This is a genomic window from Variovorax sp. J2P1-31 (genome assembly GCF_030317215.1).
Classification (GTDB): Bacteria; Pseudomonadota; Gammaproteobacteria; order Burkholderiales; family Burkholderiaceae_C; genus Variovorax.
In genome coordinates this window covers 304,810-317,773 of record NZ_JASZYA010000003.1, presented here as the reverse complement: position 1 = coordinate 317,773, position 12,964 = coordinate 304,810, and the positions used below count along the sequence as shown (strand labels likewise).

General features: G+C 69.8%; 7 protein-coding genes. 2 read left to right on the top strand and 5 right to left on the bottom strand.

Annotation, left to right across the window (positions count from 1 at the left end; translation table 11 throughout):
• Positions 1-26: 26 nt before the first annotated feature.
• The gene (locus QTI20_RS21350; RefSeq protein WP_503011440.1) at positions 27-6,056 is read right to left on the bottom strand and encodes an alpha-2-macroglobulin family protein; all 6,030 of its coding nucleotides are present in this window, start codon (positions 6,054-6,056) and stop codon (positions 27-29) included.
• A gap of 134 nt (positions 6,057-6,190) precedes the next feature.
• On the opposite strand from QTI20_RS21350, the gene QTI20_RS21345 reads away from it, so the two are divergent.
• Both QTI20_RS21345 and opgC read left to right on the top strand, forming a co-directional pair.
• On the top strand, positions 6,191-7,435 hold the full coding sequence (locus tag QTI20_RS21345) for a glycosyltransferase family 4 protein (protein ID WP_286554489.1): 1,245 nt from the start codon (positions 6,191-6,193) through the stop codon (positions 7,433-7,435).
• Positions 7,436-7,445: 10 nt separating this feature from the next.
• Entirely contained in the window at positions 7,446-8,627 is a 1,182-nt protein-coding gene (gene opgC / locus QTI20_RS21340; RefSeq protein ID WP_286554490.1) for an OpgC domain-containing protein, read from the top strand.
• A gap of 15 nt (positions 8,628-8,642) precedes the next feature.
• On the opposite strand, the gene QTI20_RS21335 is transcribed toward opgC, so the two are convergent.
• The 4 genes from QTI20_RS21335 to QTI20_RS21320 form a co-directional block, all read right to left on the bottom strand.
• On the bottom strand, positions 8,643-10,010 hold the full coding sequence (locus tag QTI20_RS21335) for a UDP-glucose dehydrogenase family protein (protein WP_183024530.1): 1,368 nt from the start codon (positions 10,008-10,010) through the stop codon (positions 8,643-8,645).
• Between the two features lie 13 nt (positions 10,011-10,023).
• On the bottom strand, positions 10,024-10,995 hold the full coding sequence (locus tag QTI20_RS21330; RefSeq protein WP_286554494.1) for a UDP-glucuronic acid decarboxylase family protein: 972 nt from the start codon (positions 10,993-10,995) through the stop codon (positions 10,024-10,026).
• Positions 10,996-11,030: 35 nt separating this feature from the next.
• A complete protein-coding gene (locus tag QTI20_RS21325; RefSeq protein WP_286554495.1) occupies positions 11,031-11,873 on the bottom strand; it encodes a glycosyltransferase family 2 protein in 843 nt (280 codons plus the stop codon).
• Between the two features lie 249 nt (positions 11,874-12,122).
• Entirely contained in the window at positions 12,123-12,923 is an 801-nt protein-coding gene (locus QTI20_RS21320; RefSeq protein WP_286554496.1) for an SGNH/GDSL hydrolase family protein, read from the bottom strand.
• Positions 12,924-12,964 lie beyond the last annotated feature (41 nt).

Here is a 12,964-nt window from a genome sequence, read left to right as displayed (position 1 = left end):
CGGCCGAAGCCGGGCGCGCGCCGCGCTCATTTCGCGGCCGGCTCCACCTTCACGCGCGCGTTCGGCGCCTCGCCGAACATCTCGGGCGCATAGAGCGCCTCGACACGGCTGGGCGGCAGCGCGAAGTCGCCCACGTTGTTGAGCCGCACCGTGTACTCCATCTTCACCACGCCCTTGGGCAGGTACTCGTAGTAGCTGCGGAAGGACTCGAAGCTGCGCTCCTCGAAGGCCGGCCAGCCGGCGCCGCTGCGCTTCTCGCCCTGCGTGGCGATCTGCGAGTCGCGGCCCAGCCCGCTGCCCAGGATGGTCGCGCCGCCGGGCACGGGGTCGGTGATCGCGACCCAGGTCATGTCGGCGCTGGCGTTGACCTCGAGCGTGATGCGCAGGATGTCGCCGCGCGTGTACTGGCCGGCCTTGGCCTGCTCGACCGGCGTGATGGTCTTCTTGATCGCATAGCCGGCCGCGAAGGGCGCCTTGAGCTGCACCGCGGCCACCGACTGCAGCGTGAGCCAGGGCTTGCCGGTGCCGCCCTGGGTGACGGTCAGCGTCTCCTTGGTCGGCAGCTTCCAGGGCAGGAACATGGTGTTGTTGCGCAGGTTACCGGGCGACGCGGGGGCGCCGAACCAGGTGCCCTGGTTCGGGGCGCCCGTGGCGTCGCTGGCCTTCACGCGCTCGACGCGGCTCCAGTCCACGCTGTCGGTGCGGGCCGCCGAATCCGCGTTGCCCACGGCCGGTGGGCGCAGCACGGCGGTGGTGGTGCCGGTCACCGGCGTGCTCTCGAACACCTTCGAGAAACGGTCGAGCGCCAGGCCGCCCCAGAGGTTGGCCGTGGTGGTGTGCCAGGCGCCGTTCTGCTGGCGGCCGATGAAGCCGTTGGCTAGCCGGCCGATGTCGTCCTTCCAGGCCGGGTCGTCCATCACCGCCAGCAGCAGCCGCGCGGTGTTGACGTCGCCGTTGGTCATGAGCCACCACCAGTAGTCGTCCTGCTCGGTGCTGAAGATCAGCTTGGTGCCCTGGTAGGACAGGCGTGCCTTGAGCACGTTGCCGGCCTCGTCCAGCCGCTGCTGGCGCTGCGGCACGTCGGGCACGCGCTTCAGGATCTGCATCCAGTCGATCACCGCGCTGGTGGGCCACTGGTTGGGCGCGATGGTGATGCTCGCGGTCATGGCGCCGCGTGCCTTGCCGTAGCGCGACAGCGCTTCCAGCGCGGCCAGCTTGCGCACGTCCAGGTCCTTGCGCGGGCTCCAGAACTCGCGCTGGATCCGGCCTTCGACGAAGGCGATCAGGCCGCTTTCCATCGGCGCGCGCGCCGCGTCCGATAGCGCGAAGGCCGGGTCGATGGACGAGGCCTCGTGCGTGGCGGCCAGCAGGTACGAGGTGAGGATGTCGCTGCCGCGGTTCGACTCGCCGTCGCGCGGCGGGAAGTAGCTCGCGAGCCCGTCGCTGTCGAGGTAGCTGGGCAGCTGCGCCACCACACCCTGCCACAGCTTGCCGTCGCGCAGGCCGATGGCCTTGCTGGTCTTCTGCTCGAGGCAGCTGAAGGGGTAGTTGGCGAACCAGTCGCGCACGCCCGGCATGCCTTCGGCCAGCTTGGGCTGCAGCGACATCTTCAGGCCGCCGCGGTTGGGCAGCGCGTCGGCGGGCGGCGCCACGTCGAGCGTGAAGCTGCCGTCGACCTGCACCAGCGTGGCCTGCTGCACCGTGAGCGGCACGGCCGGCACGATGCGCTGGCGCACCTTGAGCGCATCGCGCGCGCCGCCCAGTGTGTCCCTGGCCTCGATTTCCCACAGGATGGCCTCGGCCCGCGTCTGCGCGAGCTGGGCCGGCGCCGTCACGTTCCAGGCCAGCTCGCGCGCTTCGCCGGCCGGGATCTCGACGGTCTGCGGCTCGAGCGTGAGCAGGGTCGCGCGCGGCGTGGCCTCGACCTTCATGGTCTTCTGCGTGGTGTTGCGCAAGGTGAGCTGCGCGCGGAACTGGTCGTCCTCGCGCACCAGCGGCGGCAGGCCGCTGATGATCTGCAGGTCCTGCGTGGCCTGGATGCTCGCCTGGCCGGTGCCGAACAGGCCGGTGCCCATGTCGGCCACGGCGACGATCTTGAAGGTGGTCAGCGCATCGTTGAGCGGCACCGTCACCACGGCCTGGCCGTTGGCATCGAGCACCACCGAGGGGTTCCACAGCAGCAGGGTGTCGAGCAGCTCGCGCGTCTGGCCCTTGCCGCCGCCGCCGCCCGCGGGCACGGCCTTCTTGCCGTAGTGCCGACGGCCGACGATCTCCATCTGCGCGGTCGAGGTCGAGACGCCCCAGCTGCGCCGCTGCAGCATGGCCTCGAGCAGGTTCCAGCTGTCGTTGGGCATCAGCTCGAGCAGCGCCTGGTCGACCGCGGCCAGCGCCACCTCGGCGCCCGCGGCCGGCTTGCCGTCGGGCAGCTTGGCCGAGATGGTGACCTGGGCCTGGCCGCGCACCGGGTAGCTGGGCTTGTCGCTCGTGACCTTGACGTCGATGCGGTGCGCCTGCGTGCCGACGCGGATCTCGGCCAGGCCGAAGCGGTAGGCCGGCTTGCTCAGGTCGACCAGCGCGGTCGGCGCGACGTACTCCTTGCCTTCGTACCAGAAGGCGGTCCACCACTCGCGCGGCGCCTTGAAGCCCCAGGTGAAGAAGCTGTACCAGGGCACCTCGCGCAGCCGGCCGCGCAGCGCGAGCACGCTGACGTAGGCGTTGGGCCCCCATTCGGGCTTGACCTGCAGGCTCACGGTCGGGTCCTGGCCGTTGAGCTGCACCACGTGGGTCTCGATCACGCCTTCGCGTTCCACCGCGACCAGCGCAGTCGCGAAGCGGAAGGGGCTGCGCACCTGGAACTTGGCGACCTCGCCGGGCTGGTAGTTCTTCTTCTCGGGCAGCACGTCGATGCGGTCGTTGTCCTCGCCGCCGAACCAGAGCTCGCCCTGACGGGTCACGTAGACCGAGCCCGCGGCCTTGCTCTCGCGGCCTTCCTTGTCGCTGGCGGTCACCACCAGCTCGACCTCGCCGGCCTCCTTGAGCGCGGCCTCGCACAGCACCAGGCCCCGCAGGTCGCTGGTGCCGGTGCACACCGTGCCCAGGTCCTTGAGCTCGGTCTTGTTGTCGTAGGTGTAGAAGCCCCCGACCATGCGCTTGCGGCTGGTGGTGGTGATGCGCGCGACGGCGTTCACCTGCACCTTCACGCCGGCCTGCGCCTTGCCGGCGAGGTCGAGCGCGAGTGCCTGGAACTTGAGCTTCTTGTCGGTCGACACCCAGCCTTCGGTCTTCAGGCCGGCGATCACCTCGGCCGGCCACAGCGTCTGCGTGCTGCGGATGGTCTGCACCTCGCCGTTGGGGTCGGAGTAGGTGGCTTCGATCAGCAGTTCGCGCGGCGTGGCCTTGGCCAGCGGCACCTTGTCGATCGTGAGCTTGCCGGCGCCGTTGCGGTCCAGCGTGACCGGCAGCTTGTCGGCGATCACGCGGGTGTCGGCCGAGGCCGAGGCTTCCTCGTCCGCATCGGCGGCCGCGCTGTCGCCCTGCTGGCGCGGCGGCGAGAAGTTGAAGCTGTCGTAGTCGGCGAAGGACAGGCTCTTGCCACGCACCATGGCCGACACGCGCACCGGCAGGTTGGCCGCGCCGCCGCCGGCCACGTAGTTGATCTGCACGTCGGTGGGCAGCGAGGTGACGGCCACCAGCGGCTTCTTGTCGCTGGGCGTCACGCGGCCCTCGAGCACCGGCAGGCGGAACTCCTCGACCCGGAACTGGCCGCTGCCGAAGCTGCGTTGGTAGTCGTCGTCGTCGCCGCCCTTGCTCTTGGCGCTGCGCAGTTCGACCTGGTAGACGCCCAGCTTGGCGGCCGGCGGAATGGCGAAGGTGTTGACCGCGCTCAGGCCGCCGGTGGCGGTCTGGCGCCAGGCCAGGGGCTGGGTGAACTTCTGGCCGCTGCCGCTGTGCGTGATGACCAGCGTGTCGGGCCGCGCATCGGGCAGGCCGAAGCCGCGGGCGGTCTGGGCGCGGATCAGGTGCTTCATCGACACCGTCTCGCCGGCGCGGAACAGCGTGCGGTCGAACACGGTGTGGGCGATGCGGTCGGGCTCGGGCTCGAGGCTGGTCGGCACGTTGAAGCGCCAGGGCTCGATGCCGCGCTGCCAGTCGCTCCAGGTGAAGGCCAGGTCTTCCACCGGCTTGGCGTTCTTGTCGCCGGCATCGGTGAGCGTGGCGCGGGCGCTCACGAAGTAGGCGTCGTTGCCGTAGTCGTTCTCGCCCGAGCAGCTGGGCGGGCTGGACGAGATGCCGGCCAGCGTCACGACGCCGCTGGCGTCGGTGCTGCCCTTGGCCACCTCGCGGCCGCGGCAGTCCGAGACCCGCACCGCGGCGTTGGGCACCACCTGGCCCTTGTCGAGCGTCGTGACCCAGGCCACGGCGTTCTCGCGCCCCAGCTTGAAGTGCACCGCGAGGTTGGTGGCCAGCGCGGTGGTGCGCACGTACATCGTGCGGCCGTCGCCGTAGCGCTCGTCGAGCAAGGCATCGCCCAGCTTCTTCGACGCGATCTCCAGCACGTGGAAGCCCGGCGTCAGCGGGATGCCGATGACCTCGAAGGGGCGCCCGGCGGGGCCCGCGTCGCCGGCCTTGGGCATGTCCAGCGTCTTCACGCCGGGCAGGCCGCCCAGCAGCGACACCATGCGGGTCTGCACGCTGCTGCGGTTGTCACGGTCGATCACCGGCGGCAGGGGGCCGCGGCTGTCGCGGCCCGCGGTGGCGCGGTCGATGGACGAGCGCTCGTCGTAGCGACGCACCTTGCGGTACCAGGCGATGATCTCGGCGTCGGTCTTCGGGTTCAGGTCGCTGACCTTGCCGGGCGTGAGCGCCTGCACCTGCAGTTCGGGTTCCACGCGCCGCACCGTGACCGGCATCATCGCGACGCCGCCGGGCTCGGCCAGGCGTTCGAGCACGCCGAAGGGCGAGGCCGCGAACTTGGCCAGCGGCGGCATCGCGCCGGTGGCGACGGCCAGCGGGAAGGTGTCGGGCTCGCCCAGCGCGCGGCCCGAGGCGTCCTCGAACTTCGAGGGCAGCTCGACCTTGAAGGGCGTCTCTTCGGGGAAGGGCGGCACGAAGCGCACCGACTCGATCACCGCGTCGTCGCTGGCCGCCTTCTCCTCGTCGTTGAACTTGGGCTTGATCGTCTGGCCGCCACCGCTCAGGCGGATCTGGCTGGCCAGCTTGCGCGTGACCGGCGCGTTGAAGCGCAGCTCCATCGGCCGCAGCGGCAGGCAGGCGGCCTGCGCGTTCTCGCGCTCGCAGGTGAAGGACACCGCGAAGGGATCGCGCACCTCGTAGCTGAAGCGCTTCTCGGTGGTGTTGACGATGCCCGAGGGCGTGGCCACGCCCTGGCCGTAGACCAGCTGGATGCGGCTGCCCGCGCTCAGGGTGCGGTTGCACTGCAGCGTGGCGAAGCGCAGCGGCTCCTTCTGGGCGGCGCGGTCGCGGCCGGCGGCCTTGAGCAGCGCCTCGCGGTCGCTGCCCTCGAGCAGCCGGACCGGGATGCGCTCGCCGATGTCGTCGGCCGCGCACCAGACGTTGTCGCGCACGCTGGCCAGCGTGGCCGGGCCGTTGAACTCGAGCACGAAGGACTGCTGCTCGTCGATCTTCCCGTAGCTGGGCTGGATGTTGCGCACGAAGGGGCCACCGGTGTTGAAGCTGTGGCGCTCCGGGCCGGTCCAGTCGCCGCCCGCGGCCGGCTTGAAGTTGGGCACGCGGCTCACGGTGCAGCGCACGCCGGGCGGCAGGTCGTTCTCGAAGTCGTAGACCCACTGCTTCTCGCCGGTCCAGCGCCCGGTGCCCTTGGCGGCCTGCGCGTCGTTGCAGCTCACGGTGAAAGGCGCGGCGGCCTTGGGGTCGCCGAAGTTGACGGCGGCGGCATCGAACTTGGCCACCACCTGGCGCACGCGGGCGACCTCGCCCTGCGGTGTGACGCTCAGGGTCTGCAGGGCACTGGCCTCGAATGCGGCCAGCGCGAGCAGCGCGGCGGTGATGACGGAAGCGGTTGTTCTTGTCTTCAAGGGACGTTCTCCTTCGGGTTTGCAGCGTAGCGCAACTCGAAGGGGCGCCTAGAAGGCAAAAGGCCTCACCGGATCGTGCCAAACACCCGGTTTTGCCCCCTCTGGAAACAATCGCTCCACTATGATCGGCCGCCATGACACTGCTGTTGAGCCATCCCGCGGGCAACCAGAATGTGCGCGCCATGCTCGACGCCTTGCAGGCGGCCGGAATGCTGGGCCGCTTCGCCACCACCGTCGCCGCCGACGACCAGAGCCTCGCCCTGAAGCTGATGCCCGGGCGCCTGCGCAACGAATGGATGCGCCGGCGCTTCGACGTGCCGCGCGACAAGCTGCTGCAGCACCCCGGGCGCGAGATCGCGCGCGTGGCCTGCGGTGCGCTGGGCTGGCGCGGTCCGCTGCGGCACGAAGAGGGCTTCGCCTCGGTCGACGCGGTGATCCGTGACTTCGACCGCTTCGTCGCGGGCACCTTGCCCCGGCTGCAGTCGCGCGAAGGCCTGAAGGGCGTGTACGCCTACGAGGACGGCGCGCTCGCCACCTTCCGCGCGGCCCGCACGCTGGGCCTGAAACGCATCTACGACCTGCCCATCGCCTACTGGGAACTGGGCCGGCGCCTGATGCAGGAGGAGGGCGAACGCCTGCCCGCCTGGGCGCCCACCCTGGGCGGCGGCCTGCTCGACTCGCAGGCCAAGCTCGACCGCAAGACCGAGGAACTGGCGCTGGCCGACCTGGTCGTGGTGGCCAGCCACTTCGTGCGCGACTCGCTGCCCGCCTCGGCGGCGCAGAAGGCCTGCGTGATGTCGCCCTTCGGTTCCCCCCCGGTCTGGACCGGCGGCTGGTCCGAGGCCGCGCTCGACCCGGCGCGGCCGATGCGCGTGCTGTTCGCGGGCTCGATGGGCCAGCGCAAGGGCCTGGCCGACCTGATGCAGGCCATGGGCCTGCTGGGCGGCGAGAACATCGAGCTGCGGGTGATGGGCGCGCCGCTGGCCGACCTGGACTTCTACCAGCGCGAGTGCCCGGGCTTCATCCACGAGAAGGGCCGCCCGCATGCCGAGGTGCTGGCGCTGATGCGCAGCTGCGACGTGTTCTGCCTGCCCTCGATCGTCGAAGGGCGCGCGCTGGTGATGCAGGAAGCCATGAGCCAGGGCCTGCCGGTGGTGATCACGCCCAACACCGGCGGTGCCGACCTGGTGATCGAGGGCCAGACCGGTTTCCTGGTGCCGATCCGTTCGCCCGAGGCCATCGCCGCGAAGCTGGCCTGGCTCAACCAGCACCGGCCCGAGCTGGTGGCGATGAAGGCCCGCGCGGCGCGGCATGCGGCCGACTATTCATGGCAGCGCTACGGCGAAGCCATCGTCGACGCGATCCGCGCGACCGTCTGAGCCCGAGCGCATGGTGCCGATCCACGCCCAGGGCGCGCCGTCGGTGCGCCCGGCCTCGCCACGCTACTGGGAGGTCGATGCGCTGCGCGGGCTGATGCTGGTGCTGATGACGCTCACGCACCTGCCCTCGCGCCTGACCGATCCGCTGGGCCAGCCCTTCGGATTCGTGTCGGCGGCCGAAGGCTTCGTGCTGCTGTCGGCCTTCATGGCCGGCCTGGTCTACAGCCGCGCCGGCTACCGCGAGGGGGTCGACGCGATGCGCCGCGCCTTCTGGCGCCGCGCGCTGCGCATCTACCTGGCGCAGGCGGCCACGCTGCTGTTCCTGTTCACCATCATCGCGGCGGTCGGCCTGCGCATCGACCAGCCGGCCGTGAAGGACCTGATGTCCTTCTACCTGGAGCAGCCGCGCGAGGGCTTCCTGTTCGGCCTGCTGCTGGTCTACGAGCCGCCGCTGCTGGACATCCTGCCGATGTACATCTTCTTCATGCTGCTCAGCCCTTGGGTGCTGGCCCTCGCGATGCGCCACGGCTGGCTGGGCGTGGTGCTGGCCAGCACCACCGTCTGGGCGCTGGCGCAGTTCGGCCTGAGCGAATGGATCTACGTGGGGGTGGTGCGCTGGACCGGCCTGTCGGTGCCCTTCCACGAGATGGGCGCCTTCAATGCCTATGCCTGGCAGTTCCTGTGGTTCATGGGGCTGTGGCTGGGCGCCAGCCGCAGCGCGCCGGGCGCGCGGCCCATACGCCTGCCGCCGTGGCTGCTGCTGGCGGCCACCGCCGTGGCGCTGTACGGGCTGTACTGGCGCCACCACGGCCTCAACGGCCAGGCGCCCTTCGGTGCCGACGAGCAGCTCAACCTGCTGTTCGACAAGTGGCAGCTCGGCCCGCTGCGCATCCTGAACCTGGTGGCGCTGGGCGTGCTGGCGATCGGTTTCGGGCCCGCGCTGGCGCGCAGGCTGCCGCGGCTGCATGCGCTGGAGGCCATGGGCTCGGCCTCGCTGCCGGTGTTCTGCGCCCACCTGGTGGCGGTGCTGCTGGTGCTGGCCTTCTACGGCAGCAACCAGCTGGTGCGGCCGGCCTGGGGCGATGCGCTGCTGCTGGGCGTGGTGTTCGCCGGGCTCTACGCGGTGGCGCGGGTCACGCTGTGGCTCGATGTGCGCAAGGCGGCGCGGCTGCGGCTGCGCGCCGCGGACTGAGCCGCGGCCCGGTCCTCAGACGCTGTTGCGGCCGATGCCGTGGTAGGTCACGCCGCCGGCCTTCATGACCGCCGGCTCGTAGAGGTTGCGGCCGTCGAACACGATCGGCGACTTCATGGTCGACTTGAGCCGCTCGATGTTGGGGCTGTGGTAGGCCTTCCACTCGGTCACGATGATCAGCGCGTCGGCACCCTCGAGCGCCGTCATCGGGTCCTTGGCGTAGCTGATCTGGTCGAGCAGCACGGGCGCGTCGGCGAAGTCGAGCGCGAGCACGCGGCGGGTCTCGGTCACGGCGATCGGGTCGTGCGCCACGATGCGCGCGCCGGCGCGCAGCAGCGCACCGATCACCACCCGGCTGGGCGCTTCGCGCATGTCGTCGGTGTTGGGCTTGAAGGCCAGGCCCCACAGCGCGAAGCTGCGGCCGCTCAGGTCGGCGCCGAAGCGCGCGAAGACCTTGTCGGTCAGCACCGTCTTCTGCTCGTCGTTCACCGCCTCGACCGACTCCAGCACGCGCAGCGTCTGGCCGTTGTCGCGCGCGATGCGGGTCAGCGCCTGGATGTCCTTGGGGAAGCAGCTGCCGCCGTAGCCGGTGCCGGCGTAGAGGAAGCTGTAGCCGATGCGCGGGTCGGAGCCGATGCCCTGGCGCACCGACTCGATGTCGGCGCCCACGCGGTCGGCCAGGTTGGCCAGCTCGTTCATGAAGCTGATGCGCGTGGCCAGCATGGCGTTGGCCGCGTACTTGGCGAACTCGGCCGAGCGCACGTCCATCACGCGGGTGCGCTCGTGGTTGCGGTTGAAGGGCGCATAGAGCTTGCGCATCGCGGCCAGGGCCTCGCGGCCGTTGTCGTCGTCGGCCACGCCGATCACGATGCGGTCGGGGCGCATGAAGTCGTCGACCGCCGCGCCTTCCTTGAGGAACTCGGGGTTGCTCACCACCGAGAAGCCGAGGTCGGTGCGGCCGCGCTTCTCGAGCTCCTCTCGGATCACCGCGCTCACCTTGTCGGCGGTGCCCACCGGCACGGTCGACTTGTCGACCACCACCTTGAAGCTCTCCATGTAGCGGCCGATGTTGCGGGCCGCGGCCAGCACGTACTGCAGGTCGGCGCTGCCGTCCTCGTCGGGCGGCGTGCCGACCGCGATGAACTGCACTTCGCCGTGCGCCACCGAGGCCTCGATGTCGGTCGAGAACTCCAGCCGGCCGGCCTCCACGTTGGACTGGACCACGTCGGCCAGGCCGGGTTCGTAGATCGGGATGCCGCCTTCCTTCAGGATGGCGATCTTGCGCGGGTCCACGTCCAGGCAGAAGACGTTGTTGCCGATGTCCGCCAGGCAGGCGCCGGTGACGAGGCCGACGTAGCCGGTGCCGATGATCGAGATTTTCATTTGTTCGGGTCCTTCAGGCCGCGGCGGGCGCGGAAAGCAACTGGTCGAAATAGGCGATGGTCTTGCCCAGGCCTTCGTCGAGCTGCGTGGTGGGCGTCCAGCCGCCGAGTTCCTTCTGCGCCACCGAGATGTCGGGCTGGCGCTGCTTGGGGTCGTCCGAGGGCAGGGGCAGGCGCACCAGCTTGCTCTTCGAGCCGGTGAGCTCGATCACCTTGTTGGCCAGCTCCAGCATCGAGAACTCGTTGGGGTTGCCGATGTTGACCGGGCCCGGGAAGTGGTCGCCGGTGCCCATCATGCGCAGCATGGCTTCGAGCAGGTCGTCGACATAGCAGAAGCTGCGCGTCTGCTGGCCGTTGCCGTAGATCGTGATGTCCTCGCCCTTGAGCGCCTGGACGATGAAGTTCGACACCACGCGGCCGTCGTTGGCATGCATGCGCGGGCCGTAGGTGTTGAAGATGCGCACGACCTTGATGCGCAGCTGGTGCTGGCGGTGGTAGTCGAAGAACAGCGTCTCGGCGCAGCGTTTGCCTTCGTCGTAGCAGCTGCGGATGCCGATCGGGTTCACGCGGCCCCAGTAGCCTTCGACCTGCGGATGCACCTCGGGGTCGCCGTAGACCTCGCTGGTCGAGGCCTGCAGGATCTTGGCGCGCACCCGCTTGGCCAGGCCCAGCATGTTGATCGCGCCGTGCACGCTGGTCTTGGTGGTCTGGACCGGGTCGTGCTGGTAGTGGATCGGCGAGGCCGGGCAGGCCAGGTTGAAGATCTCGTCGACTTCCACATACAGCGGGAAGGTCACGTCGTGGCGCATCAGCTCGAAGCGCGGATGGTCGAGCAGGTGCTCGACGTTGCGCTTGGTGCCGGTGAAGAAGTTGTCGACGCAGAGCACGTCGTGGCCCTGTTCGAGCAGCCGGTCGCACAGGTGGCTGCCCAGGAAACCGGCACCGCCGGTGACGAGAATTCGCTTGGAGGCGTTGTATTGGCGCATGGGCGGCATCACTCCGTAAGAACAGATAAAAAGGATCAGGGCGCGCGCTGCTGGGCGCGCTGCTCGTACATCTTGGCGTCGACCAGCATGCGGAACCACAGGGCCTGGAAGAACGCGAAATAGAAGCCCGTCACGCCATCGAGGAAGCCCAGGCGGAAGACGTAGCGGTAGAGGAAGTAGCTCGACACCCGCACACCGCTCGGCAGCTTGTAGTAGAGCTCCTTGATGAAGCGCGTGCGCTCGCGCGGGTCGCCCAGGAGGCGCGGCTGCAGCACGCCGTCGGCGGCGCCCTGGGGGGCCAGCTTCTCCTTGGCCTCGGCGTCGCTCCAGCGGTTGTGGCTGGCGATCCAGTCGGACAGCCTGGCGGAATTCTTGTCGTGCATGAAGCCCGCGAGCCGCGCGGGCGTGGCCGGGCTGATGAAGTGCTGGTCGTAGAGCCGCGACTCGCAGCGGCCGCGGCCCGAGCGGAACAGCCGCAGGTGCCAGGGGTTGACCCCGCTGAAGCGCAGCATCTTGCCCATGAAGTAGTCGCGCCGGCGCAGCAGGTAGGCGTCGTGCGCCGGCGTGCCGGCCAGCAGGGCGCCGATCTCGCGCACCGCCTGGGCGTCGAGCACCTCGTCGGCGTCCAGGTGCAGCTGCCAGTCGCAGTGCGGCTCGACCTGGGCGATGGCCCAGTTGCGCTGGTCGCTGTAGTTGGAGAAGGCGCGCTGGACCACGGTGCAGCCCAGTTCCTCGAGGATCTGCGGCGTGCCGTCGCTGGAGAAGGAATCCACCGCGTAGACATGGGGGCTGACCTTCAGCGCCTCGCCCACCGTCTCGCGGACGATCGCGGCGGAGTTGAAGGTGAGGATGACGACGATGCAGCGGGAATGTTCCATGGCTTTCAAGGTGTGCAGTGCGGGTTTTTGCCCTTGCAAAGGCCCATGCACGGCCTGAAAAGGAATTTAAACTTTAGCACCAATTTCTTACATTTTGAGGCGCATTGCGCCGCTGGAGCCCTGCGCGCCCTGCAAATGTGTCAAGAAATACCGGAACGTTCAACGAATGTGAACTGGGCCTGGGCGGGGAGGGCGCTCGGGCCTGCGTCGTCATGGGCGGCTGCGTGATCGGGCCGCGCCGGTGCCCGTTCAGGGCGTCGGGACGAACGCGCCGCTGGGCACGCCCGGGCCCGACTGCACCGGGCGTGGGGCAGGGCTGGCCGCCAGCGTCTCGGGCGCGGTCACGTGGGCCGAGATCACCGACTGCCAGAGCCGGTAGCCGGTCTCGTTCATGTGCAGCCGGTCGCCGAGGAAGAGCTCGGCGCGGGGGCGTCCGTCGGCGCCCAGCATCGGCGTGAAGATGTCGATGTACTCGGCATTGGCCATGGTGCGCACATAGGCCGCGATGATGTCGTTGGTGGTGCGGATCTTGGGCATCAGCGCCTCGCGCGAGGGGCTGGGCTTGATCGAGATGTAGCTGATCCGCGCCTCGGGCAGAGTCTCGCGCACGGTGTTGGCGAACTGGGCGAAGCTCTCCAGCACCTGCAGCGGCGTGCGGCCTTCGGCCAGGTCGTTGTCGCCCGCGTAGACCAGCACGTGGCGCGGTCGGTAGCGCACCACCAGCTCGTGGGTGAACAGGCTGCAGTCGGCCATGGTCGAGCCGCCGAAACCGCGGTTGATGACCACCGGCGACTGCCGGAAGTCCTGCGCCAGGTGGGTCCACATGCGGATGGTGGAGCTGCCCACGAAGAGCACGCCGTCGGTGGCGGGCAGCTTTTCCTTGTCGGCGCTCGCGAAGGCGCTAAGCGAACTGCGCCAGCGGTTCATCGCGGCCAGGTAGTCGGGCGAGGCGGACGGCAGCGCCTGCGGCGCGGCGGGCAGCTGGGCCCGGGCGGCGCCCGCGGCGCCCAGAGCGAGCGCCAGGCACAGGACGAAGGCGGAGGATTTCATCGGCGGCATGGAGTCCACACAACGCACGGCGGGGGCCGGCG

What these genes read in the sequence shown, in the direction of transcription:
- QTI20_RS21345 (WP_286554489.1), top strand. Translation starts at nt 6,191, where the DNA reads ATGACACTGCTGTTGAGCCATCCCGCGGGCAACCAGAATGTGCGCGCC.
- opgC (WP_286554490.1), top strand. Translation starts at nt 7,446, where the DNA reads ATGGTGCCGATCCACGCCCAGGGCGCGCCGTCGGTGCGCCCGGCCTCG.
- QTI20_RS21335 (WP_183024530.1), bottom strand. Translation starts at nt 10,010, where the DNA reads ATGAAAATCTCGATCATCGGCACCGGCTACGTCGGCCTCGTCACCGGC.
- QTI20_RS21330 (WP_286554494.1), bottom strand. Translation starts at nt 10,995, where the DNA reads ATGCGCCAATACAACGCCTCCAAGCGAATTCTCGTCACCGGCGGTGCC.
- QTI20_RS21325 (WP_286554495.1), bottom strand. Translation starts at nt 11,873, where the DNA reads ATGGAACATTCCCGCTGCATCGTCGTCATCCTCACCTTCAACTCCGCC.
- QTI20_RS21320 (WP_286554496.1), bottom strand. Translation starts at nt 12,923, where the DNA reads ATGAAATCCTCCGCCTTCGTCCTGTGCCTGGCGCTCGCTCTGGGCGCC.